Below are 24,408 nucleotides of genomic sequence, written 5' to 3'. Positions count from 1 at the left end.
CATCCTTGTTTAATTTTAACTATGTAAAAAAAGAGCCTTCTAAGGCTCTTCAATATATTAATACTAATACCCCATCATTTGACTATATTGTGACGTCTTCTTGGTATTTGACTTGACAGCATTAACCACGTCAGAGTTGGCAACAACTGCTTTAACATCTCCTTGGCCAGTGACCAAAGCATCTAGTGCAGCTATAACCCGATGTTTGAATGCTTCGTCGGAATCAATCTGGTTGTTACCGGTGTTTATCACATTAGTGCCATCTTGAGCTCCGAACTTAGCCATTATCTGTTGCATAATTTGGTAAGCCCGTGAACGCTTAGATAAGTCCATCGGAACTATGGCTTCCGGCAAGTTGCCTTCAAATAATTTGTAAACGCCTGCTTTGTTTCCAAAGCCACCATTCTCAAATCCTTTAATATAGCGATAAACAGCTGACGCTTGATTTTCACGAAGCCCACCGGTGCCATTCATAGCACCGCCTGATTCCCACGTTGCAAAGAATTTATATGCGGCTTCTGTTGGATTGGTCATACGTAGAACAGATTTTAACAAACTACTCTCACCGGGCTCGTTAAGAGCGTAATTAATTTGGCCAGTAGCTGAGTCCCATGCGTATCCATGTTTTCTAAGCCAGCTTCTTAATGCTGTTTCACGAGTGAACGTCCATTGCCCCAACCCAGTACCATGATCAAGTGGATCAATGGCAGTAGGGGTCAAGTTTGATTCGATAACCCAATTTCCTAGAACACCGGCAATACCACCATTATTTGAAGCGGGATAGCCATGTTTAAATGCTCTAGCCAATTCTCGTGCACGGGAAGCAACACTACCGGACAGCTTAATGTTGCCAACTCCTCCACCGAAGTTGTCAGCTAAATCAGAAATAGCTTTCGCAAATCCCTTTAAAGCTCGGTCAACTAGTCCTTTACCTAAATCATGGCCGATTGAACCGACTCCTGGAGTTTTGGTTGGATCAAATTTCTTTAAAGCCATTGACTTTAAAGTTTTCAATGGGTGAGTTATCTTAGACAATGCATCCATTGCTTTATCACTAACGCTGTCGAAGATAGAAGTAGCACCGCTCTTAATTTTCTTTAAAAACGACGCGATGTCAATAGTGCCTTTAGCATAGCCAGGAAGCGTATGTCCTAGGCCACCGTTAAAAAGCTTAGCAGTATCACCAGCATTAAGAATCTGATCACCAGGTTTAACATTAACCACTTCAGCACCATTCATACCTAGAAATGACACTTTACCATTGTCTCTATCAATTTTAGCCTCGACACCGCCTTCACCAACTAAAGCTCTAGCAGTGCCAACAATACCGCCGGAAGCATGGGCTTCTATGCTTACTGGATTATATCCAGATTGATAAGCGCCAACATTGATTGGTTTAATACCAAATCCTTTAACTAGATTACTAAAGAAACTAGTAATGTTTTTCCAAATACTATGAATACCGGAGCCTTGCTTATCGGCAGCTTTCATGGAGCCGTTGGCTTGCTTAACAGCATGCCCCAAAACACCTTTTGACTGTGAATTGGCCTGATCAACTACCGAACTGTTTTGATCCTTAGCATGTTTAACAACTTGTGATCTTTGCTTATCTGCGTCACCAGTAGTGTGCTTGTACTGACGATCCGCATGTTGTTCAGTTTTGTTTTCCTGCTCTAAAGCGTTGTCAATTGACTTTTGTTTTTGGTCCTTAGCTTTACTAATAATAGCTGCACGTTGCTTCTCGGCATACTTAGAATTACCAGAATATTGATTTTTAGCAGCATCAACTGTTTTACTATACTGGCGCTTTGCTTGACTGATTGCCTCGCTAGCTTGTCTTTCAGCTGCTTTTATAACCTTATTGTGTTGCTTTTCAGCCGCAGAAACACGATTTTTGTATTCTTGGTCTGCCAGCGAGACTGTCTTTTTGTACTCTTTATTCGACTGTGAAATAGCATCATTTGCTTGTTCACGAGTGATTTTCCCCTTGCTCTTGGCAAGATTTCTCAAAATATCATTCTGCTTATTAGCAGCTGACTTTATCTTTCCCGTTAAAGTTGTGTGTAAACGGGCTTCTTGTGCAGTAGTTTCCGTTGCACTTTTAATCCGGAGTTTATCAAGAGCGGCTGACTTTTTGTTTTCTTCAGCCTTAATAGCTGTTTTCTTTTTAGACATGTCTTTCTGAACAATAATCGAGTTGGCACCAAACCGTCGTTCGTCAGATGCTATTTTAGCATCCCAGCTAGAACTAGTTTTTCTCTCGCTAGCATTCCATTTACTAATAATACTTGCTTTTTGCTGCGCATAATACTTCGCAATAGCATTGCGATCAGAAGCTGACATTTTTTCAAAACGATTTGTCTCACTATCATTCTTTTTAATTGAAGCTAATTGCTTTTTATACTCCGCATCGGTTAGCATACCCGCTTTATGAAGTACGTTCACATCATTTAAATCTTGCTTTTGCTTTTTAGAATAATAGGAACTATACGCCTTTCCTAGATCACTAAGTGAGTGCTTAGTGGACTCTGTCTTAATCTTGGGAGCTTCAATGGTCTTCCCTTTTAGCGCATCACTAATTCTTTTAACAATCGTATTTGCAGTTTTAGTACCGCCAACACCATCACCAATGCTTGCTCCTAACATTGCTCCCGCGGCTGTTCCTGCTCCCGGGATAACACTTCCAAGGGCTGCACCAATGCCGCCCCCAATAAGTGTTCCAGCTGTTTTACCAGTTGCTTTATATTTATCAGACGCCTTACCGGAGCTAACTGCTTTCGCAATGCTACTACCAGCGTCCCAAGCAGTCATGGCTAATCCAGCACCATTGATAATTCTTGTACCAATTGTTCCTCCTAGCAATGACCATTTACTGCTTTTAGCAATTTTTTCAGTGTTCTTTGCTTCAACTGATATAGAGCTTAAATCAGCGCCTATATTCCCAGCCTTTCTACCTTTAACTCCCCGATAACCAGTTCCAATATTTTCTTCACTGGCCGTACTTAGTTCAGCATTAGTTTTAAGAACCGCGTTTTGTTCTTCTAAAGCTTTAGTTTCTTGTTTAATTCCTAGAACTTTTTCAGCCCAGCTAACAGTATCACTGATTTTTTTAAAAGTTGACAGAACTGAACTAGTCTCTTTGACGGCTTTACTTGTTAACCACCATGCTGCTCCAAATTTTGCAATGGTTTCTGTGTGCCCACCAACCATACTGAGTAATGGCTTTAAAATCGCATTGGTTATTTTAAGCGATTCAATTAACGTTTCAAATCCCAGGCCGCCCAAGTTTTTGACAGTTTTGAAGAAATTAACAATTTCCGGAGCGTTTTTGGCAATGGAGTCAGAAGCTTTGGTGACACCCCTGGCCAAGTTATCCATTGCATCATTCATTGCTTTTGGTGCCGACTTGACATCAAAAGCTTTAGCAAAGGCTTTAGTAATCGTGCTAATACCTTTTTCTGCCGCTACACCGACCTTATTAAATTCCTCGTCAGTCCGTTTATCAGATACCCATTTTGAAACCGCGCCATAGATTGGATTTTGAGCGGTTAAAATCGGCTTTTCAATGTCACCGATTAAAGCTGGAACACGTGCCTTGATCGTTCGTTCCATACCAACCATCGTATGTAACATGTTGTCGGCGGCTTTATCGTATTTTCCGGATCCAAGTTGATTAAACGTATTTTCAATATCTTTAGCAGATATTTTTCCTTCTTTAGCCATCTCACTCAAATCAGCAACTGTTACCTTACTACTTTTGTGAGCCTTTTGGGCGCTTGTCTCTTGTTGAGCAGCATATTGCGAGTTAACCTTAATAGCTTGCTTAATTTCTGCATTAGTCACTTTGTGCCCACTTGCAATTTGCTTGCTAAAAACTGTAAATTGCTGGGCACTGACAATACCTTTTTGACGATATGTTTCTAGGTCAGATAAACTATTATTTGTTCCATAATGCATTCCTTCAAACATCAAGGTCATTTTTTTGTTATAAGCACTTACGGCTTTAGCAGCACCTTTACCTGTTGAAGCAGCCGTATCACCCGTCTTTTTTAATCCAGATTCATACTTGGCTAATTGTTCACGGAACATCGGGAAATACTGGCTAATTTGGTTTAACATACCAGCGTTTGCTTTTCCCCGTGACAGACCGTTAACCATGTCTTGTGTAACTGCTTGTATCTGTTGTTTATCTAATCCAACCGCATCCGACATGTTTAGCATGGATTTGGTTAGTTCATCTGATTCTTTTTTATTGGAATGTAAGTGATAAAAGCCTTGCTCTAATTCATTTACAACATCTACGGCTTGACCGGTCTTAACAGATAAGTCATTGATCGTTTTAACCATTGCGTTAGATTTGCCAACAGTGCCAGTTAAAGTCAACCAAGTGGCCGCCATCTTCTGCTGCTCTTTTTCATATTCCATACCAGCACTAATAGCTTCGTGAATATGTGAAGTGATTGATTGAAAAGCGCTCGTAATACCATTGGCAACTAAATGAGCACCCAGAATTTTGCCAAATAAATGATTGGCCTTATCTGCGTGCTCGTTTACTCTATTTAGCTGGCTAATGACTGACGTTAATCCTGACTGTGGCTTTTTGCTTAATTGTTCATCAAGCTCTTTCATCTTAGTCCGAGTTTGGGCAATTTTAGCGCCTAATTCGTTCACCCTAATCTGTTGTTCTTTGAACTCTTTAGAACTGTTACCACTAGCACTCGCAATCTTATTCAGTCTGTTTTGCTCAGCCTCTAGCTGCTTGTTAAGCTCATTATAAGACTGATGTAACCCGCTAGCCTTAACTTTGTTGGCTTCAAACTCGTGGCCTTCGGCTTTTAGTTTAGCTACATATGAGTCTGTTACTTTGGCTGATATTTCGGTTGCATCTTTTAATTGTAAGACACCACTTTTTTGCAGATCAAGTGACTTCTGTGCTCGTTCTTGTTGCCCCTCTAAACTGGCGATTGAGCGCTTGGCAGCGTTAATCTGATTTTCATATTTAACATAAGCTTCTCGGCCTTTTTGAGTGGTTTGGTCTAATCCGTTTTGCTCGCTTTTGAGACGCTCAATTACTAATCGTTGTGCTTCAATAGCTCGACCAGCATCTTTGACTTTACCCGCATAGGCCGCCATAACACCTTCACCTGAACGAATTTCAGCAAAGTTAGCTTGCATACCAGATTTTAGTAATTTTGCTTCATTCTTTATTTCTCGCAACGTGCGAGTCATGCCACCATCGTCCATGTTAATTGCGAATTCGTAGCCTTGAATTTTCTCTGTTGCCATACTTTGCCTCCTTTACAACGCACCGATTTGACGTGCTAATTCGAGCGGATCTTGAACACGGTCTTTACGTGACTTTGCATTCAATGCTGTTTGCATTTCACTAAATGAGCTTTGATAAAAGTCACTAGGCAATATACCTTGTGAAATCAATTGATTAGCGATGTAATCAATATCCTGAATAAAATTATCAAGTTGCCAAATCATTCTGGCTTTGGCAATTTTGGGTCTTCTTCCTCTTCCTGATCGTTGCTGTTGCCTACAGATGGTAATTCTACTCCCAAGAATTGTTTTAAACAGTCATTAAAGAAGTCATATTCGTCGCTAACCGAAAATTCCATGGACATGACACGTTTCTTTTGCGAAGCATTTAGTTCCAATAAATCACAGGTCGTTTCAGCCACAACCTTTGCAAGCTTAGGTGTTAATTCGACTACACCTGTAATGCTGTCCTCAGTTTCTTCAGTAGTCTTGATGAACTTCTTATATGCTTCGGCCATTTTTTCAACATTTTGACCACTATCAATCAACGTATACTGCGTGCCCGTCCCAATTTTCTTGCCATCAAATTTAACTGATTTTGCCATTATTTATATGCCCCTTTGTGTATTGTTTATTATCATTTATTGTGAACCCGTGCTTAGAATGCGCTTCTCAGCATGTTTAAAAGCCGCCCCTAGCGGTATTGTGGATTTATTTTAGGCGACCATAATTATCATTTATTACTGGTTAGCGCAGATGAGTCACTATCAGTTTTACTAGTCTGTGAGCCTGTGTCAGTTGTAGCTTTATTGACCACTGGTGCCGTTACTCGCGTTTTTATAAAACGTTTGTCCAGGGAATACAGCGTCAAACATTGCTTGCTTATCAAATTTAGGATCTGACTCAGCATATACCTTGTATGGTTGGCCGCTGAATTTATCATAGTTCAAGGCGGTAAATGTCAAATTATCATCGTCACGAGTTTCAGCTGTATCCGTGTTTGTTTGAATGTTCTGGCCAGCTTCGTTAAAAATCCCACGACCAAAGCAGAAATAAACAGCAGTACGTGTCACTGGTGAACGTGACTCAATAATAAGGCCAGCTTCAACGGGTGTGTCAGAATCAATGTAACCACCTTTACCATCTGATACCCGGCCTAATAGTTTTTGCTTGACGATGAAATTAATTTCATTTGCGTCGATTGCCACTGACGGTGCCGAAGGTGGATTAGAAACGTCCACAACTTCATTGTTGCCAGTAATCTTAGATACCGTCCCAGATAGCCCGGTAATGTTAGCAGTCTTAGTACCCAAGTTACCGTTTGCCTTGCTAGTATCAATTTGATAAACACCCGTCGCTGATAATCCTTTATCCGCATCAATAACTGTTGAACCATCAGTATTCTTGATGCTGGTGTATAACATATTTAAACCTAACGTTGCCATTTAAATGGCCTCCTTTATATAATTAAATTTCAAAGTGTTCGTGATACTTTCTGAATCTGGTGTTAATGTCTGGCCGGCATCGCTATAATAACGAATATCATTGGTCAATAGCACTTGTTTTAACCCGGCTTCGATGGCATCCATATCGCCCAAGTAATCTTTAGGATAATAGAGCTGTATCTGAGCTTGCTTCGTCGATTGGAATGGAATCCCGTTGCCATAATCTTGACTACGCTCAGGTAACCCACTGATTACTACAATAGGCTCGTCAGTTGAAGTATCGTTAGTTGGAATAAAAAAGCTATGGATATGTTCCACAGCTAGTTCTGGTATTTCATTAATATTTGCAACAATTATGCCTTTAATAAAAGCTACCGGCGTCACTTGCCCACCTTCTTGTCCATAGCAGTCTTTAATTGTTCAACAACTGCCTTGCCAACTTGGCCTTTTGCTTCACGCTGAGTAGTCTCCCAAAAGTGTTTCCCGGAAACATGGCCATGTTTGGAACCATTACGGTCAACGACGTCCCAGCCATCATTTTGAAAACGTGCAATGTACCCTTTTTCACCTTTGGCTGTAAAACCAACGTTAACCGAGCCATTAGGATGATCTACAGCAATTAATGAATCACGTAGATGTGCTTTTTCAGCATGACCATGTGCCTTGCGTAGTTTTCCCACAGGAATCTTAGGCTTCATAATTTTAATGAACTTATCTGCTCCAGCTGCATTAGCTTTAAGCTTCTCTTCACGTCCAAAGCCTTCCGCCATAGTATCTAAAATATGTTCAAATGAGTCTGCATGTTTAATCTCATTCGCCACGCCCGATCACCACCTTATGACAAGTTATGAGGTCAAAACCATCCGGTGGTAAACCATCATCGTAGGCCACATCATCAATCTGGTAAACATCCTGATGATTGCGTCGTAATTGCATGCCGGTAGCTATTTTTCGATTATGGCGCACAAAGTAAACAGCATTCTGTTGTGAGGTGTCGCCATTTAACGCTAACCTTTGCTGAAACGACAATGACCATTCGCCGGCGTACAAACTGAATTGAGGGACAAAATCAGTAATAGGATTACCCGTATTAGAGTTAACTTTTCCAATAGCTGCCTGAGTTCCAAACTCCAATCTAAAATTCATTCGTGCAGGATTAATTGCTTTCGTCATTTGTCCCCACCTCATATTGCTTTTGACTGTACAACCCTCTGAGTTGACCAATGATTGAGTCCACGACCAGATCAACTGGATTAACAGCGATGGCTGTAATCGATGTTCGATAAGTCCAATATGAACCAGCTAAGGCGTACACAGCCGTTTCAAACAAGTCATTCACGCCTTCCATTTCATAGAACCCCGGAACGCTATTTTCATCCCCAATGGCCTGTTCAATGTAGCTAGTGGCTGCAGACAAATAACCTTTTAGCAGCTCGTCATCATCATCCCCGTCAATTCGCAAAGATGATTTCAATGTTTTTAAATCAGCTGCCACTTAAATCACATCCTTGCTTAGCCGCCCAGATTATCACTGTACTGTGTATTTATTGGCGACATAGTTGGCTAATTAATTCCCAGGGGTCGTTGTAGCAGCACTAGCCGCAAAGTTGGCCGTTTGATCAGCAATCTTGTCAAATGATCCCGCAACCAGTGCTTCGTCATCGACTAATTCTGCGTCGAACCGATCAATCGAACGAATGGCCGTTTGGTTACGATTAAACGCACGTTCAGTTTGTGTTGAGGTTGCAATATTTAATTGTTGCCGATCAAAGATTGTCATGAATTCTTTGAAATTACCAATATAGAATGGGTGGCTCACATATTTACCATTTGAATCTAAATTATCAGGCAGCCACGTATCTTCAACCCATACAACTGTCTTCCCGTCAAGTTGATATGTTCCACTATCTTGTGTTACGTCCGGTTTAATCAGATAATCTCCCATAGCATTTTTTACCTTGCGTAAAGTTAAGAAGCCTGATTTGTTAGTCAGGATAGTTGCAGAACTCATTAAAGCCGCATCCAATTGGAAGATAGCATCAAACAAATCATCAAATTTAGTAATCGTTGCTTTCTTCTGCGTATTAGGTAGTTTTGTTAGGATAGCATTGTTCCGCGTGACAACGCTCTTGCGTGCAATATGTGTTTGCAGCCAGTTCAGCACGTTTTCAGCAGAATCTGCAAGTAACGAATTTGGCGCATAGAACAAATCTGCATAATCACCAATCTTATAGTTGATTTGCTTTAACGCTGGATAATCTCCTTCTGGAATATCTGTATTTTGATCAGTAATCAGGGTAGCGGGCGTGATTGATCCAAACTTTTCAATATTGCGAGTACCAGTTAATGTTCCGACAGACTCAACATTCACCAAGGGCTGTAAAGAAGCATATTGCCGCATTAATTCATTGATCCGGGTTTGGGCGTCAACTGGAATAGTTAATCCGGCCGCTGAATCATCTGAACCGGAAGAAGTAACCATATCCATATATTGTGATGGATGGCGAAGCATATCTTTAAATGTATCGACAAATTTATGCTTTTCATCTTTTGTTTTCACAATATGCACGCTTTTACTGGCAACTTCATTTTCTGCTTTAGCATCTTCTAAGGCAGACTTGGCAAAGTCACGGGCAGTCTTAGCGGCCTTTAAATCGGCAGAAATTTTTTTGATTTCTTCGTCTGAATATTTGCTAGGATCTGCGACAAGCTCAGTTGCCATCTGTTGTTTTTGGTCTTGGATGTCAGCAACTTTGCTACCAGCCTCAATCCAAGCCGTATTTAAATCGTTAATATTTTTATGCATTAGTTGATCTCCTTTTAATTTTTGCCAAACAAAATAGCCAATTTACTTTTTCGTAATTCCACAAATTGACTATTAGTAGTATTTTCTTTTTTGGCCGTATTTTTATCGTTTGATTTATGCATCAAAGATTTAACTTTAGAAATAATATCCTTGCTAAGTAGTTTCTGACTATCGATAGTATTAGCCACTGTAGTAGTCTGGTTTGTGAACATTATTTCATCAGCAAATCCTTGCTTAACAGCCTCTTGTGCATTAATCCACGTTTCTTCGGACATCATACGATAAATATTTTGAGGATCCATACCAGTTTTTTCTTGATACACATTAACAATAGCCTGATCAGTTGAATCAAGTCCTTGCAAATCACTGGATAAATCATCTGAATTTCCTTGAGATACCGTCGATGCTCGATGAATCATCAGCTGACCAGTTGGTGAAATTTTAACCTGATCACCTGCCATTGCAATAATTGAAGCGGCACTTGCTGCTAATCCAACAATGTCTACTTCAACATTACCAGAATAATTTTTCAACGCTGTAAAAATTTCGGAACCGGCGAATACATCACCACCTGGAGAATTGATTTCAGCTTTGATTGGCATCCCGCCTGCATTTTTAAGTGCTGTTATTACGCCGGTTGGCGTAACGGTTGAATACCCAAAAAATTGGTAGACCTCTGCGTCATCATCGCTAGAAACAACTCCTTTAATTGGTACTGTCTCCATCGTTATCACCTCCTTTTCCTGATTGAATCACAACTTGTTGTGTTGGTGACTTTTCAGCTGCAGGCATTTCATCTGGGAAATAGCCTGTTTGTTGTAAAACCCAAGTTGCTTGATTATTAGCAATTGTGCCATCTTTAGCTAGCCCTGATAGGGTAGCTGCAAATGAGTCTCCCAATGGGTCTACAGCAGTCCGTATATTGGCCGTAATCTTAGCATTAAGCTTATTATCCAGCTCAGCTAAAATCGCCTGTAAATAGCGATTAAGGGCATTGGTGTACATGCCTTTGATTTGGTCGATATTACTTTGTTGGTCACCTTGGCCATTCAAATAGCTATCAGGAATGCCGAAAACTTTAGCAATTTGCTTACTCGTCCAATCTGTTTGGCTTAACAGCTTGGTAACATCGGCTTTCATTTCCAGTGGCTTGTAATCTTCAAGTTGATCAATAACTACCGGGCCACCGTTTGACTTGTTCACCTGTTTCATGAAATTGCGTGAACGGCTGGCTTTCATCTTCTCACTCAGCAGCCCACCGTGCTGAATAGATAGGACGCCAGGAGCACTAATTGAACGCGCTAATGCAGCCAACGTTAAACTGTTAGACGAACTCTTGACTTGTAACTCACTCGATAATGCTTTTAATGGACTGTTACCTGTCATACCGCCATCGGTACTAGCCCAGCGAATATGAATCATGTCAGACTGTGGTACATATTGAAGCACGCCCAAATTAGGCTCATCAAAGGTAACCGTATAGGTTAAACCACTGCCATCATCTAATTTGTAGGTTTGCACTTGGCTTGGCCGCAAATATTCCCAGCGCAGATCTAAGCCATTAGGATTACGCCAGCGATATGCAAAACATTCACCACCCAATAACAATTGTGAATACATAGACTGCCAAAACGTGTGCCCATTAGCTGTCGTGCTAGGATTGTTTAGAATTCCTTGCGTGCGTGGCATATTGGCCATTAATTGTACCGTGGCTAAGTCTCCAGATATTTGGTTAACTGCTGAATAAATATCTGAATTTTCTAAAGCGTCATTGGCACTAATATACTCATTATTGCCAGTTGGTGACAAAAAATTAACGATATTATCGTCTTCTACTGGCACGCTTTGAATACTAACTGAATTATTTATTGCCGTTGGTGGTTCAAAAAAAGGCATTGTTAATCACCTCCTTTTTGGCCAGCTGTTACGACTTCCGAAAGCCAGCCAATTAAAAACAAGGCTATAGCGGTTGCTAGAATTCCCTGTGCCTGTCCAAATAAAAAGGCTGCATATACCCCAGCAATCATACTTAGAATAAAACACAGCACATCAAAGTAATGCCAGATAGCTGCAAAAAATTGTTTAAAAATCATTAATATCATCTCCTAGCAATCCCGACTCTGGGTTATTAAACCATTCGAGAACTTGTTTTTCGTTCATGCGTTCGACCTGTTTATCAGAATTGTTTACGTCTGCAAAGTCTTCAAAGTGATACATGGCTTGGAATAAGGCGTCAATTAACGCATCTACCACATCAATCTTCAACGTGGCCTTAGCTTTATCAACTTGAATACCAACTTTGTCTTCATATATTTCTGCATTCAGTAGCGCCTTTTCCATAATTCGATCATCAAGTCGGTCAACCGACCCTTCGACAAACATCTTCTGCAAAAACTTAGTTGGATCCTTCAATTCACTAGTCCGCTGTCGAATGGTTTGTAACGGCCAACCAGAATTAAGCTCTAGCTGTTTGATAGTTGGCGTGGCTCCCCAAGCATCATAACCAAAAAATACCACCTCTAACCGGTGACGCTCAACAAAGTTAAGCAACCATTGATAAACCTGTTCGTCATTGATTAGTCCTTGCGGGTGACTACTAATTGTACAAAAGCCCTTTTGAGCTAAGTCCCGATAATTAATACCGTCTTGCTTTTCTTTGGCTTCAATCGAACCAGCTTTCTGCCAGGGGATAAAGCTATGCTGATAAATAAACCATCGTGGTTTGTCATTATTATCACGATAAGGAAATACAAACGCTAGCGCCGTGTTATCACTAAACATTGAGTAGTCAAAACCAATATAAACTTGCCGATCATCAAAACTAAACGACGGCACAATGGCTTTTTCAACGTCAGGCAGTTTCAAGAAGCTGTCGGTCGATTGTTCTAGCCACAGGTTAAGGTTTTTATTTTGGAAATCGTTGAGTGTGCCCGATAAAGCGTCAGAATCGCGCTTATCTGTCAAACCGTTCAGTAACACTTCTCGTTGGCTTGGTAAATCTAGCAAGGGATTACTTTTAACCCACATATCGGGCTTATAAGTTTCATCCAGATTGTCCTGCGACCAAATAAGCCCCAAATATGTATCAGCATCGCGCAAATAATCTTGTTCCATAGCTTGCTGAATCATGCGCTCATCATCATGGAATGGCACGGTTGGATCGGGATAAGCTGTTGAAATCTGAATAAATTGCTTATTACGCACCTTAACTTGGCCAGAAACAATTTTAGAAATCTTTTGTCGTGTCTTAATTTCACCAATTTCATCAAATATAGCCGTTGTAAAATGAAAGCTATCGTACTGACCGGCTTCGTGACTAATCGCCCGTAGCTTGTTATTAGTCTTGCTCATTGTGACTTGATCGGCCTGTGAGGACAGTGTCCGTGTATCTAATCCACTATCAGCAATCAATGACTTAAATGGCTCAATAGTTGCAATCTTAGCAAGCATCGACTTAATGTAGCCCAGAATCTTGCTCGTTTGTTTGTAATTAATGGATGAAACTAAGTAATCTTGGTTAGATAGTCCCAATGACTCAATTAAAAAACTATAAGCAGTGATAATCGCCATCAAGTACGTCTTACCTTGTCCACGCGCAACGGAAACTATAGCTCGTGAGAAACGCTTGCCACCGTCGTCATTACGCCAGCCAACCAGCATTGCCATAATGAATTCTTGCCACGGCATAAGCTTGGTCGGTTCGCCTGTGTCAACGTTCGGACAAATGGAAGCAAATTTAAGCACTTGGTCTACTTTCTTAACCGAATAAGTAAATGGAAATTCAACGCTACCTTGACGCTGCAAGTCTCGGATATGGCGAAAAGCCGCTAACTTAATCAAATAGCCAGTAACCACCTTCTCATCAAGGACATCAAAGGCATACTTTGTGCCCAAATCAGTGTATTGTTGGCGAATTGCTGAGCAGTCTAATGATTGATAAGCTCCAATAACATCATGTGTTTGTGTTAAATCAATCTTCATTATCAGTCTCCTAGAAATTCTTTCATACGATCACTAATACTTCGCTCGTCCTTGTGGTCATCTAAGTTTAACTTGAGCAAATCACTACGTGACTTCGGCGACAAGCCTAGTTCAGCGCCTAGTTTAGTCAGATTTTTAACCGCTGAATCGTAAATTTGTGTCATGGGATTACGCTTGTAGCCCACGAAGTCTCGACCAATTTTTTTACCGGTCTGATCTTGTAACGTTTTATAGATTGCTTGGACTTCACCGTTTTCCTGGATATGTTTATACGCATTGCGATAAATCTCATATTGGGAAGCATATTGCTCTACAAGCCCACTATCAATGCGTTTAACCGGGGTATTGTCTTCTAAAAACGGCACTAATCGACGCCAAACGACCTTAGCCTGCCGCCCCAAGTAAGCTGGCGGTGTACGTGACAATTGTCCGTCGTTGACGTCTTTATCTGCTTTTTTCATTTTCTATGCCTCCTTTCGTTATTGGGTGACCCCCCCTACCTAAAAATTTTCAAAAATTGTTTCTATCACAAAATAACGCCAATGTGTGTGCTCTTCCTGGGACGTGTTAGGGGGCGGGGGTTGTTTTAATTTTCGTCACGACCAATTACACTAATAAATTTAAAATCGTTTAAATCGAACGACAGGCACCAATAAATTGATTTAGCTTTATTTCTCATTCATTAACACAACGATTGCTGACACATCATTGATCGGCGTTACGCTTTGCAGCTCTTTGCCTTGACCTGTGCCATAAGTTAGTTGTTCCCAGTCAGTCTTGAGTCGGTGACACTTACCGCAGATAACAGCTAAGTTATCAACGTTAGCTTTCAGTGTTTCGTCAAACTCAATTGGCACAATGTGGTCAACTGTCTTAGCAGGCGTGATGACGCCTTGCACTTTACAGTAAGCACACAAGTAATGGTCACGCTCTAGGACTTGTTGCCTTAGATGTGACCATTGCCTTGTCCGATAGAAATTGTATTGCTGACGCTTATCCTCATTACGATAACGTGTAACCGTGTTGTACTTGTGTGTGTATTGTTTGTCATTGCTACGTGCCCAACGTTGCCGACTAGCCAAGTACTCAGCTTCATGCTCATAGTGATGTTGACAATAGTGGTCAGGGAAAGTGACCATTGCATGGCAGTTAGGATAACGGCATCTTCTTGTCCTTGGCATGTTGCTTACTCCGTTTCTTTTCCAAACTAAAAGCGCCATGCTGTTTAGCACGACGCTTCATCCATTTATCTAAGTGGGCATCCATCTCCGCTTCCTGTGGCGTGACGTAGCCATATTTTGTGTTAATCATCTTTGCCATAGTTAATCACCGACACACTCCGAATTTGCACCATCGATAATCATTGACGCTAAGCTCTTATTAATAGGTTGCTTGAACTCACCATTAACAACAACCACTTTAGCTGAGTCAATTAAAGGATTGACTCTGATAAACTGCTCCTTTGCTTTTCTCATGGTAGCCTGTGCGTCCTCATGCTTTGGGTCAATATATCCTGATAGTACCCAGTAGCCATCGAGCGTGTGTGATACTTCCATTCTACTTACCTGCTTTCTTCTTAGCTTGTCTGGATAGTAATTACCATAGACCCCAACGTGGTCTTTATATGTGGTCATTATTCTACTTACCTACTTTCTTTGACGTCACTCCTAAATTTATGTATCAAAGGCCCAGTAATTAGCCGAGCCTTCAAATAAAATTGTGTACAATTTAACTATTTTATAAATCGGTTATATACCCACACAAAAATCAATAATAGAAATAGTAGGGTAATAACCGCTGTTACTACAACAATTGTATAATCAGTAATTGTTACTCCTAACACGCTATCTCCTCCTAATCTATCTATGACTAAAAAGCTTATGTAACTCTTCATTTATATCAGCATTCATTTTATTATAATCACGTTCGTTAGAATCGAAGTCAGTTATTTCAGTTCTTAATAAATCTAAGGGATCAATCTGATAACCAGTAAAGTCGTACTTAAGTGAAGCAATTAAGTTTGCTATATATAACATTAGCTTAGCGCCACCATCTCGTTGACCTTTAAAATTGTATTGATTAAGAAGCCCCAATATAGCGACTGTTTTATCAGATCCATATAATAACGTTTTGTGAGTTAAACTTTTAAAACGTGCGATTCCATCATCTGAATTTAAAGTTTCCATTGTTTCATCTATGAATGTGATATATTTAGTCCATTCCTCCATAACTTCTTTTAACTCGGATCCACCAAGTTGCCTGAAATACTGTTCAACTTGCAATTGACGATTATTCAAAAATTTTGTGTTTGCAATCAATTTATTACTAATATGCGCAGGAAGCTGCCGCAAAAATAAAATTAAAACACCTAATAAAACGGTAAAGATTGTAGCTATAATATTCATATACATAAAATCATTCCTCCAAACTACTTTAACTATACAAAAACTCCCGCCAATAAGCGAGAGCTAGTTTGGAGATTCAATCGTCAACAATTTGAAAGGGCGTGGTTTTATGAAGGACATGGATAAAGCCACGGTACTTTCAATGTGCTTGGTAGGGATTTGCACTCTACATGATGACCGCACTTCCCCTTGTCAGCAGGGCGCTATTTTTTAACGTACTTGCCATCTGACATGCGTCTACCTATTCCGCCACAAGCACATGTTATACAGTTTTAGCCCTCATGAGTGGCCATGCTGTATAACTATATCGCCGGTAGGCCTCGAACCTACATCCCATTGTGGCTTACCAATTAGCCCACAGCGATTACCAGTCTGTAATTTGGAGGATTACTTCATGCACGTCAATCACATTTGGCATACTACCAATTTAGCACAATTGTAGGGGTCAAAAGTGCACGATTAGTGCACGTTTTTATATTTCATACAATCCAAACCCCTTAGCACAATCGTTAATAAAAGTTTTCTTTAAGTCGAACGCTTTTCGACGGCTAACATTTATCATGTGATTTGCAATTAATCCGTCAATTGTGTACTGCTGGTGTTTCTTAAAATATAGCTCATTTATAATTACTTCTGTATCACGGCCAACGCCGTCTAGACAATCATCAATTACTTCTCGCTGACGCTTCAATGTGTTAATGCGCCGATCATCGTCAATTGTAATGAGCGTATTTAACGCCGTATCTGGGTATTTGTATTGTGCCTTGCCACCTCCAACATTATCATCACGTGGTACAGTTGGATAACGTAATTCCTGTTCACGTTTCTCGATATACTTGTCAATCTTGGGATAGTCACGTAAAATATCTTCAACTTTTCTAATCGTCGTTCGTTTCACTACCAATTCCCCTTTCACTCAACTCCATAATGTCAGCAATGAAGTCCTGGCCAATTTGTGCCTGTTGCTCAGTTGTCAGTGCCGCGTTCATTTCCAGGTTGGCAACTGTGGCTTTCATTTGAATTGCTTTGGCGTATTCGGTGTCAGTCATTTATCTTCCTCCACCGTGTACCCGTCTAGCCACGCGCGGGCAATCAATTCTTGTTCAGCATATCCCCAATCCCAATCATCAAACATTTCGCTTAATCGGTAGTGGTTGGCCTTAAACTCTTCAATCGTATCTGCATACATTCTCGAAATCACTGGTAGTTCGGCATATGCCTTCTTGAAAACGTCATCTGCAATCGCCCAGTGTTCGCCATTGACGCCAGTTGCAATCCAATCACCTATATGCACTAAAAGGTCACCTTCTAGGGTCTTAATGATTGCTCCACCTTTGCCATTAGGCGCTAATTGAAATCCCATGTCATAACGTTCAATCATTTCTGTACTACCATCAAATTGTTTGGCCTTGATAGTGGCCGTTTTACGATAAATTTTAATCATTTGTTTTCCTCCCATAACTTTCGACCACACATGGGGCAATGCCTAATTCGCCAGTCTTGCATGGCGTCACCTGAAACTAATCTATGTGTTGATAGATCAACGTACAAATCCGGATAACCAGGACCGGCTAAATTGTCAATTGGTTTTGACCCCCAAACACTAACATTGTCTAAACGTGATCCATCACTGTGACAATAAGGACATTTCATTTGTCCGCCTCCAATAGCTCCGGGTTCTCGTGCACGTTGCCAATAACTTTGATATTTTCAACACCAGCATTCATGATTTCAGACAACGCATTAGATTCGTATAAATGTGAATGGTATTTCAATTCAAATGCTGGGTAATTGTATTTTATGCACCATTCAATTACATCGTTGTAGTAATTCCCGTCCTCGTTAAAAACTGACACAATGTCACCATCGTATATATCCTTGCCATTCACGTCTTTCAAGCCAGTAAACTGCTCAACAACATACCTACCAGGGAACACAGACTCATCCACTACTCCTCTGTAGGTTCTTTTTTGCAATCTGCCACTTAAACCAATTGTTAATTCTTCAAGCCTGCCCATATAGGCTTGATAAGTTGGCTCAAAATACTTGTTGGTTTCCTTGTCCCACGCTCTAAACTTAATCATCGTCGCCATCTCCTACATAAAATAGCGTTCAAATAGCTCATTAGGTATTAAGAATTGCTCACTAGCACGGTCTTCGACAATTCGATCATTAAGTGAAACTGGCTGTCGTCTACACTGATTCTCCTTCCCATAATTTGCTATGAATTCAAATCCCCATATATTAGTCCAAATCAACCCATGATATTGAAATATTGCTTTCCAAGTGTTTCTTGGTTTATCTAGTTTTTCATCGAGCTTATTAGCAGCCTTAAACGCTTTTTGTACTTCATCACCCAATGAACTTGTAATCTTAATTACGTTAAATTCTGTTGGTTTAGCAACACATTTATCGATTTTAATCATCTTCGCCATCTCCTTGATTAGTTTCATTCCAAGATACTTTGCTTATGGTAAGGAACAGTCATAATTGACGTGTTCTGGCCCTTTTCTCTGAAATGTTTCGCATCTTTTCTAGCGGCTTGTCTATTGGAATATACAGCTGCCACATCACTATTAATCATCAATATATAAGCCATTTTCAATCCTCCCCGAACGCCCGCTTATTAATGTTGTACGGCTCATATTTCTTGGCCAATTGCTTACTATCCAGCGTTTTAGCTTTGTTTGCTTCGGCGTGCTCCTTCATTCGCCGGTGTTTCCGTTTAATCGTTGAACGCTTCTTAGTGTGTTTAGGCATCTTCGTCCTCCGTAATGTAGTATTTGTTTTCGTCAATCGCGCGAATACGTCTATCAATCCAACTGTTACTGTGCTTTAGCTCCCGAGACACCCTATTTTTACCCTGCTTGCCTTTCATGACTAATTTAATGGCATTATACTGGGTACGCGTAATCTCCTTGTAATCGCCTGATACGGCCTTAATTCCGGGCATCTTATGCAGGTTAGCTAGTTTGCTAGGAGGTACGTTATCCATGCTGCCATATCTCGCTTCTAGCTTATGAATTACTTCCAGCTCTTTCGACCAATTTTTGCTCGCCATAGACTAACTTCCTTTCAAGCTCTTGTTCGTAATGAGCGTGTATCTCATTCGTACAATTTGGGCATGGCCCAAACGTGAAACCATAGCTTTCAAGTGGTTGCTGAACAACTTTACTACCATGACATAATTCACAACTCATACACTTCTGACTCCTTCCATGTTGTCAAACAGCAATTGACAGCTAGTATCCTTGGTATATAAGCGGTCGATTGTTTTGCCATCATACATACTTTCTAATTGCTTACGTGTGTTGTTAGTCGTAATGATGGTTATATGTTTGACTTCGTTATGATCAAAATCGCAACGCGCATTCGCCACTTGATACATTAATGTCTGCAAATCTTTGTGCACTGGCTTGTAGAATCCTTTTTCGGTTGGTTTACCGCCTTCAGTACCAAAATCGTCTAAAACTAGAACATCAACGTTTTGCATGTCTTTTAAAACGTATAGTAACCGTTGACGTACGTCCGGTGCTTCGTATTTCTCATTTACCAGCCGTAGCAACTCGGCTGTTGAGACAAACATTGCTGTCTGCCCTACACCCATTAACTGATACATAATTGCCAGTGCTAATGACGTTTTGCCGACACCAGGGCCGCCTGCAAGTGCTACGTTGAACTGGTTAGTCTCTAATTGCCTAGCTAACTTAAATGCTTGATTGCCAAGCTCTCTAGCTTTAGCTTGATTAGGCTGTTTATCAACCCGCCAATCATTAAAGCTAAATCGTAGTGGCACGCCTCCAGACCAGACTGACATGCGATAGTAATACCGTTTCCGGTTAGCAACCACACCAGCATTGGCACGGTCAATCGTTTGATGATCCAATTCTTCTTTGGTTGGCAACTTAGTTGTATCAATTCCTCTAGCCGCTACTACTTTCTGAATCGTGGCTTGATTGAATAACTTCGTTACATTTTCCATTAGCCAAACCAGTCCTCTCGTGTTTGTGGCGCTACTTTGTTACTTTGGTTACTTTGCTGATCTCTCTTAGCCCAATTACGAATGGTAGCCAAGTAATCTTTGTAGTGTTTACCACTAGATTGAACATACACAGAGACTCGCTCAATACGATCTTGCCAGTCAGAAGGAAACTCCGATTTGAGTTTCTCCAATTGTTCATCCGTCAGTAAGACATTCTGGTATTGTCCATATTTGTGTCGTACTGGTTTGGCTTTTTTTGGCTTAGGATTATCTGGTTCTATATACTTACCTTTACTAACCTTACCTAACCTATCCTTACCTAACCTAACCTCGGTATGACAATTGCCTACCAAGTGTCCGTCATTTGGTTGACCGTTGGTTGACACTTGACTACCGAATGGTAATTTACTATAACTAGCGTCTTCATTTAGCTCTAATTGTTTAAGCTCACTGGTATATTTCGTGGGGTGCTTACGATCTGATCGGATGTAATTATGAATATGCCAATCTTTAATCACAGTGACGCCATTCTCAAACGGAATAAGGTACTGCTTGGCTAACAAAATTTTCAAATCATCATCACTTGAACCAGTCATCCGCATAATAGATTTTGTATTACCCACAAACCCATCATCATCAGCATGCATATTCAAATGAAAATATAGTAGCTGAGCTGACTTAGGCATATCCATAAACAAATCAGAATCCGTGATCGTATTACTAAACATTCTTCTCTGTGCCATCTCTTAATCCTCCCTTATTTACTAGTAGGCATTCCACCCACCCGGTGTATTAGTCACTGCTGTATTTACCTTTCAAGCCAATTCGTTTTAGTGTTTCTTTATCTAGTTTTATCCCCTCTACTGGGACGTGGTATTTTGCACTAAATGCCACGGATCCAATTTGCTCAATCTCGCTGTGATGAACTCGACACAATGCCATAACGTGCCGTTTGGTGTGGTCAACGTGTGTTCTGTTCAAGCCGGATCCGATAACGTCTACATGATGGATATCAGCACGATTACCGCAGATCATGCAAACTCGGTGGCGGCAACATTGAAACAGGTAATACTCTTGCTCACGTGGTAATAGTTTATAGCCTTCCTTGAACGGCACGTGCCACTCAAACATGAAGTCGATGACTAGGTCGAGTAACTGGTTAGCATCACTCACAGACGATTCTGTGGTGTCTGACAAGCTAATCTGCTTGCCAAACGTATATGACTCATATTGCAAATAAAACAGGTTTTTCAAGAAGTCTGTCGGCATGCCTGACCACGTATAGATGTCACTAAGCAACGCGAAGAACAAGCGTCGTTGTTGTGGCCTAGCTTTACGTGTGTCAGCTATTTCCCAATCCACATAAAATTGGCTGTAGGAGCCGCTAACGGTCTCTATATGGTCTAAATTAGGCTTCTCATCTAACCGTGTAACCAAATAGTATTGGCCATCCTGCTCAATTAACTGCGCTCGTGACTGTTGCATCTAGTCACCCCAATGTTTGGAAGCTTTATTTAATAAACAGTTTAAATTAGAAGGGCGATTCGTCTGGAATTGGGGGAAACCCACCGCCATGGTAACTATTAGCTGATTGATTACTATATCCTGGGGCTTGCACATTACCAGCATTACTACTTGCTGGAGTGCTGAATCCATTACCCTGTTGCTTATTAGTCGTCGTGCCAAAACCACCACTTGTGCTTTTGTGATTGCCAAAGCCACTATTTCCTGTATTGCTACTGCCTGCTGGCCGCTTAATACCATTCGGTTTGCTACCATCCTGCATAAACGGCTCGTAGCTTTTAACCGCTAAATAGGCTTTTCCGTTTGAACCAGTATCCCAATCAACCGTGATTGCCAATTGATGCCCTACTGCTTGACTGACAAACTGTTCAATTGAATCAAATGTCGTGCCATTACTTGCGCCTAAAGCTACTGCAATGGTATTAAAGCGTTTGGCGGACAACTTGGCTTTGTCCTCCGAAGTACTGTCCCAGACCTCATTGTCAAACCGGATTAGGCCACCTTTGTATGGGCCGTCTAAAACCTCATAGTCAAAGATTGCCATGGGCTTGCCAGCCTCTTTGGTTTTCGTGTATTGCGAACTAGACGCGATAACCACATTATATTTACCTGCTTCTTCGACAGTTTGTCCGAAAGTGTTATTTGAATCTACTGTAAAAAGTGCCATTTTATTTTGCTCCTTTAGTTATTTGAATTAGTTCATTTGCTTTAATCAATTTGCGATTATCAATTCGGTTCTTGGCGTGATTCCCCTTTTCGGGATCTAAATCAATCATGCGTTCACCACCCGTCAAATAGATCCGTCCAACGAGGTCAAACATACTAGTAAACGCATTGAACGTCTTTTCGTTCATGTCAGCTTGGTATCTACCTTCACCACTAATACCTGATGAACCATTGTCAAGTTGATGAGCAGTAGCATATACGGACTTGCCACTTTCTTTCAAAATCGTACCGAGATCTCTAAACCACAATTGTAATTTTTGATAATTCTGGCGATTGTCCTTTGCGGCATTATCAATATTTTCTAATACCAAGTTTTGAAGTGCTGTGATATTGTCTAATACAATCACCTGATACTTAGCATCTGAAATTACTTGCATGACATATTGTTCAACCATTGCCTGGATATTTGGCATGTCACGATGTTCAAAGATAATAACATCGACGTCCTTATCACCGATCAAGACATTACTCGACATATCGAAGCTGAACAACAACTTGTGGCCTACAAACTGTTTCACTACACTGGTCTTACCGGTACCACCATCACCGTATATGAAGTACATATTTGGTATCACTGGAATGTTGCCATCCGCATAAAACTTCATCTACATCACTGCCTCAAATTTAATACCATTCTTTTTCATATATGAAGATAGCCCCCACATCTGGTCTTTAGTGGCTGTAATTTTCAAAGTTCGAGTAAGGGACACTACTTCACCGGTGTCTGTATCGACAATTTTACCGGTACTCGTTTCTTGCTGATGTTCTGCAGCTAATTGCTGTTTAAGCTCTCGCTGACGTTCACGTTCTTTGGCTGATTCAACTTGCCGGTCAATTGCCTGTAACAAGTACTGGACGTCCTGTCCTTGCTTCAACTGGTCAATCCATGGGATGGGATCAACGTCGACTGCTTGAGCATACTTGGTAATCATCGTTGTGGCAGTAGCCAACTTATCCTTGGCTTGCTTTACCACCGTCATCGACGATGCAACTTCTTGAGTGATTTGTTTGTTGCTGATGCTCTTATTCAGCCAACGAGGATCGAATTCAATTTCATCCACCCCAACGTCATAATTGGGGGCCATTTCAGCAATCAAGCCCATCACGTCAGCTTTGCGTTGTTCACGGCGTTGAACCTCCAGCTCACCAAGTCCTTCATCAATCGGATCAATGATCATGTCGATGCTGGCTTCAAGCTTTTTTACCTCGGTTTCAAACTCACGTAATGGTTGATTATAATTGCGCTTGATTTCTTTGCGCCGATCATCAAGCGCCTTTTTGAGCTTGTTCAATTTGGCTCGCACTTGCTTGCTGTCAGTTACGTTATCTTCGGTAATTACTAAATTCGAGTAGCGCGATACATATTGCGCAATGGACGCCTGCAATCCTTTCAAATTGTTAATTTTAATTGGTACTGGGTGATAGTCCACCGTGTAGTCTGGCAGATTAATTACTTCATTCGCCATTATTCAAGCCCCCGTAATTCGTTCAATTCTGTTTCACTCTTATCCAACATCTTGTACAGCTTGGTCAGCGATTCACCATCACTGATCCAAACACTGCTGATAACATGCTTTAGAAACTTGATGTGATTGTTCACGATTTCTTCCATAGCTACCGTCCTCGCTTTCTTAGCACTTGCAAAAGAGACTGCTTTGGAATAGAGTAGATGTTGGTGCTGAACATTTTTTCCATTAGTCCATCGTTAGCCGTTACTAGCGATGGCTTTTTTTGCGCTCGTTTCCACTCGTGGAGTGGTAAAATTAATGCTTTTTGCATGATCATTCCTCCTACTTGAGCACTTGAATGCCATTAGTAATGATTTCAAATTGCTGTCCATTTTGTTCAACTACAGCCACATCTTTTTGAGTGCGCAATGTGAACGGAATTTTTTTAATATCCACTACTTTGCCAACGCCGGCTTCTCGTATTAATTGGCCGCAACTATACTCAGCCTTGTAACTCACTCGATCACCTACATGAACTTTCATGATCATTCCTCCTAATACATTGGTGGCAATGTGAACGTCCAGTTCTCATCAGAATTTTCATCTGGCTCGCGAACATTAATATCGTGTTCTTGCAACTCGCCAATAAATTCTTCTGAATAGCCAAAACATGGGTGCCGCTTAATGATTCCTTCTGTATCGTACGTGATAGCGTTAATCAGCTCACGTTCATCTGCACGAATCGCGTTATACTTACGTGCTCTTAACGCGTGCTCAATGTCTTCTTCATACATATCGTTTCCTCCTAAATTCCAAACCAGTTTCT

The 24,408-nt window shown here is 40.9% G+C and carries 35 protein-coding genes; all 35 read right to left on the bottom strand.

The features are described 5' to 3' along the window. Positions 1 to 63 precede the first annotated feature (63 nt). Positions 64 to 5,286: a phage tail tip lysozyme gene (locus LP667_RS04860; RefSeq protein WP_056988437.1), complete on the bottom strand. Its 5,223-nt coding sequence runs from the start codon at positions 5,284 to 5,286 to the stop codon at positions 64 to 66. Positions 5,287 to 5,298: 12 nt separating this feature from the next. Further along, a complete protein-coding gene (locus LP667_RS04855; RefSeq protein ID WP_016058335.1) occupies positions 5,299 to 5,490 on the bottom strand; it encodes a hypothetical protein in 192 nt (63 codons plus the stop codon). After that, entirely contained in the window at positions 5,487 to 5,870 is a 384-nt protein-coding gene (locus LP667_RS04850; protein ID WP_021732000.1) for a hypothetical protein, read from the bottom strand. The genes LP667_RS04855 and LP667_RS04850 overlap by 4 nt, the downstream gene beginning before the upstream one ends. Positions 5,871 to 6,071: 201 nt before the next feature. Continuing rightward, positions 6,072 to 6,710, bottom strand: coding sequence for a phage tail protein (locus tag LP667_RS04845; RefSeq protein ID WP_021732001.1), 639 nt, complete (start codon positions 6,708 to 6,710; stop codon positions 6,072 to 6,074). Further along, a complete protein-coding gene (locus LP667_RS04840) occupies positions 6,711 to 7,094 on the bottom strand; it encodes a DUF806 family protein (RefSeq protein WP_056988436.1) in 384 nt (127 codons plus the stop codon). After that, entirely contained in the window at positions 7,091 to 7,531 is a 441-nt protein-coding gene (locus LP667_RS04835; RefSeq protein WP_056988435.1) for a hypothetical protein, read from the bottom strand. The genes LP667_RS04840 and LP667_RS04835 overlap by 4 nt, the downstream gene beginning before the upstream one ends. Beyond that, complete coding sequence (locus LP667_RS04830) at positions 7,521 to 7,883, bottom strand: phage head closure protein (protein WP_056988434.1); 363 nt, start codon at positions 7,881 to 7,883, stop codon at positions 7,521 to 7,523. The genes LP667_RS04835 and LP667_RS04830 overlap by 11 nt, the downstream gene beginning before the upstream one ends. Further along, the gene (locus LP667_RS04825) at positions 7,867 to 8,205 is read right to left on the bottom strand and encodes a head-tail connector protein (RefSeq protein WP_056988433.1); all 339 of its coding nucleotides are present in this window, start codon (positions 8,203 to 8,205) and stop codon (positions 7,867 to 7,869) included. Before LP667_RS04825 ends, LP667_RS04830 begins: the two co-directional genes overlap by 17 nt. A 72-nt stretch (positions 8,206 to 8,277) precedes the next feature. Then, positions 8,278 to 9,516, bottom strand: a complete 1,239-nt coding sequence (locus LP667_RS04820) for a phage major capsid protein (protein WP_056988432.1) — start codon at positions 9,514 to 9,516, stop codon at positions 8,278 to 8,280. A 14-nt stretch (positions 9,517 to 9,530) separates the two neighbouring features. Next, the gene (locus LP667_RS04815) at positions 9,531 to 10,241 is read right to left on the bottom strand and encodes a head maturation protease, ClpP-related (protein WP_056988431.1); all 711 of its coding nucleotides are present in this window, start codon (positions 10,239 to 10,241) and stop codon (positions 9,531 to 9,533) included. Beyond that, positions 10,222 to 11,412, bottom strand: coding sequence for a phage portal protein (locus tag LP667_RS04810; protein WP_056988430.1), 1,191 nt, complete (start codon positions 11,410 to 11,412; stop codon positions 10,222 to 10,224). The genes LP667_RS04815 and LP667_RS04810 overlap by 20 nt, the downstream gene beginning before the upstream one ends. A gap of 2 nt (positions 11,413 to 11,414) precedes the next feature. Beyond that, positions 11,415 to 11,609 (bottom strand): DUF1056 family protein, encoded by a 195-nt coding sequence (locus LP667_RS04805; RefSeq protein ID WP_056988429.1) that lies wholly within the window; start codon positions 11,607 to 11,609, stop codon positions 11,415 to 11,417. Further along, on the bottom strand, positions 11,599 to 13,497 hold the full coding sequence (locus LP667_RS04800; RefSeq protein ID WP_056988428.1) for a terminase large subunit: 1,899 nt from the start codon (positions 13,495 to 13,497) through the stop codon (positions 11,599 to 11,601). The genes LP667_RS04805 and LP667_RS04800 overlap by 11 nt, the downstream gene beginning before the upstream one ends. Before the next feature lie 2 nt (positions 13,498 to 13,499). Then, on the bottom strand, positions 13,500 to 13,958 hold the full coding sequence (locus LP667_RS04795; protein ID WP_056988427.1) for a phage terminase small subunit P27 family: 459 nt from the start codon (positions 13,956 to 13,958) through the stop codon (positions 13,500 to 13,502). A 207-nt stretch (positions 13,959 to 14,165) separates the two neighbouring features. Next, positions 14,166 to 14,678: an HNH endonuclease gene (locus LP667_RS04790; protein WP_056988426.1), complete on the bottom strand. Its 513-nt coding sequence runs from the start codon at positions 14,676 to 14,678 to the stop codon at positions 14,166 to 14,168. Next, positions 14,647 to 14,817: a hypothetical protein gene (locus LP667_RS16695; RefSeq protein WP_056988425.1), complete on the bottom strand. Its 171-nt coding sequence runs from the start codon at positions 14,815 to 14,817 to the stop codon at positions 14,647 to 14,649. The genes LP667_RS04790 and LP667_RS16695 overlap by 32 nt, the downstream gene beginning before the upstream one ends. Before the next feature lie 2 nt (positions 14,818 to 14,819). Continuing rightward, a complete protein-coding gene (locus tag LP667_RS04785; RefSeq protein WP_146969917.1) occupies positions 14,820 to 15,053 on the bottom strand; it encodes a hypothetical protein in 234 nt (77 codons plus the stop codon). A gap of 303 nt (positions 15,054 to 15,356) precedes the next feature. Continuing rightward, positions 15,357 to 15,908, bottom strand: a complete 552-nt coding sequence (locus LP667_RS04780; RefSeq protein WP_056988423.1) for a hypothetical protein — start codon at positions 15,906 to 15,908, stop codon at positions 15,357 to 15,359. A 466-nt stretch (positions 15,909 to 16,374) separates the two neighbouring features. Beyond that, positions 16,375 to 16,800 carry a RinA family transcriptional regulator gene (locus tag LP667_RS04775; protein WP_021732015.1) on the bottom strand — a complete coding sequence of 142 codons (426 nt, stop codon included), beginning with the start codon at positions 16,798 to 16,800 and terminating at the stop codon, positions 16,375 to 16,377. Continuing rightward, the gene (locus tag LP667_RS04770) at positions 16,781 to 16,951 is read right to left on the bottom strand and encodes a hypothetical protein (protein WP_021732016.1); all 171 of its coding nucleotides are present in this window, start codon (positions 16,949 to 16,951) and stop codon (positions 16,781 to 16,783) included. The genes LP667_RS04775 and LP667_RS04770 overlap by 20 nt, the downstream gene beginning before the upstream one ends. Continuing rightward, on the bottom strand, positions 16,948 to 17,346 hold the full coding sequence (locus LP667_RS04765) for a DUF1642 domain-containing protein (RefSeq protein WP_021732017.1): 399 nt from the start codon (positions 17,344 to 17,346) through the stop codon (positions 16,948 to 16,950). Before LP667_RS04765 ends, LP667_RS04770 begins: the two co-directional genes overlap by 4 nt. Positions 17,347 to 17,551: 205 nt before the next feature. Continuing rightward, positions 17,552 to 17,986, bottom strand: coding sequence for a YopX family protein (locus LP667_RS04755; protein ID WP_050584278.1), 435 nt, complete (start codon positions 17,984 to 17,986; stop codon positions 17,552 to 17,554). Positions 17,987 to 17,998: 12 nt separating this feature from the next. Further along, the gene (locus LP667_RS04750) at positions 17,999 to 18,328 is read right to left on the bottom strand and encodes a hypothetical protein (protein WP_056988422.1); all 330 of its coding nucleotides are present in this window, start codon (positions 18,326 to 18,328) and stop codon (positions 17,999 to 18,001) included. 175 nt (positions 18,329 to 18,503) lie between these two features. Beyond that, a complete protein-coding gene (locus tag LP667_RS04745) occupies positions 18,504 to 18,662 on the bottom strand; it encodes a hypothetical protein (protein WP_121018925.1) in 159 nt (52 codons plus the stop codon). Further along, entirely contained in the window at positions 18,655 to 18,963 is a 309-nt protein-coding gene (locus LP667_RS04740; RefSeq protein ID WP_056988421.1) for a hypothetical protein, read from the bottom strand. Before LP667_RS04740 ends, LP667_RS04745 begins: the two co-directional genes overlap by 8 nt. A 135-nt stretch (positions 18,964 to 19,098) precedes the next feature. Then, positions 19,099 to 19,884 (bottom strand): ATP-binding protein, encoded by a 786-nt coding sequence (locus LP667_RS04735; protein WP_056988420.1) that lies wholly within the window; start codon positions 19,882 to 19,884, stop codon positions 19,099 to 19,101. Further along, on the bottom strand, positions 19,884 to 20,627 hold the full coding sequence (locus LP667_RS04730) for a hypothetical protein (RefSeq protein ID WP_056988419.1): 744 nt from the start codon (positions 20,625 to 20,627) through the stop codon (positions 19,884 to 19,886). Before LP667_RS04730 ends, LP667_RS04735 begins: the two co-directional genes overlap by 1 nt. Before the next feature lie 49 nt (positions 20,628 to 20,676). After that, on the bottom strand, positions 20,677 to 21,369 hold the full coding sequence (locus tag LP667_RS04725; RefSeq protein ID WP_056988418.1) for a putative HNHc nuclease: 693 nt from the start codon (positions 21,367 to 21,369) through the stop codon (positions 20,677 to 20,679). Positions 21,370 to 21,415: 46 nt separating this feature from the next. Next, the gene (locus LP667_RS04720; RefSeq protein ID WP_056988417.1) at positions 21,416 to 22,075 is read right to left on the bottom strand and encodes a DUF669 domain-containing protein; all 660 of its coding nucleotides are present in this window, start codon (positions 22,073 to 22,075) and stop codon (positions 21,416 to 21,418) included. Between the two features lies 1 nt (position 22,076). After that, positions 22,077 to 22,739, bottom strand: coding sequence for an AAA family ATPase (locus LP667_RS04715; RefSeq protein ID WP_056988416.1), 663 nt, complete (start codon positions 22,737 to 22,739; stop codon positions 22,077 to 22,079). Beyond that, on the bottom strand, positions 22,740 to 23,600 hold the full coding sequence (locus LP667_RS04710) for a DUF1351 domain-containing protein (protein ID WP_056988415.1): 861 nt from the start codon (positions 23,598 to 23,600) through the stop codon (positions 22,740 to 22,742). Next, entirely contained in the window at positions 23,600 to 23,746 is a 147-nt protein-coding gene (locus LP667_RS16690) for a hypothetical protein (RefSeq protein WP_162985026.1), read from the bottom strand. The genes LP667_RS04710 and LP667_RS16690 overlap by 1 nt, the downstream gene beginning before the upstream one ends. Before the next feature lie 2 nt (positions 23,747 to 23,748). Further along, entirely contained in the window at positions 23,749 to 23,913 is a 165-nt protein-coding gene (locus LP667_RS16685) for a hypothetical protein (protein WP_162985025.1), read from the bottom strand. Between the two features lie 11 nt (positions 23,914 to 23,924). Then, on the bottom strand, positions 23,925 to 24,125 hold the full coding sequence (locus tag LP667_RS04705) for a hypothetical protein (RefSeq protein ID WP_003641371.1): 201 nt from the start codon (positions 24,123 to 24,125) through the stop codon (positions 23,925 to 23,927). 11 nt (positions 24,126 to 24,136) lie between these two features. Then, a complete protein-coding gene (locus tag LP667_RS04700; RefSeq protein ID WP_056988414.1) occupies positions 24,137 to 24,376 on the bottom strand; it encodes a hypothetical protein in 240 nt (79 codons plus the stop codon). Positions 24,377 to 24,408 lie beyond the last annotated feature (32 nt).

It is taken from the genome of Lactiplantibacillus paraplantarum, assembly GCF_003641145.1.
Lineage (GTDB): Bacteria > Bacillota > Bacilli > Lactobacillales > Lactobacillaceae > Lactiplantibacillus > Lactiplantibacillus paraplantarum.
Note: the sequence above shows the minus strand (reverse complement) of the source record. Positions and strands in the feature narration are given on the sequence as shown.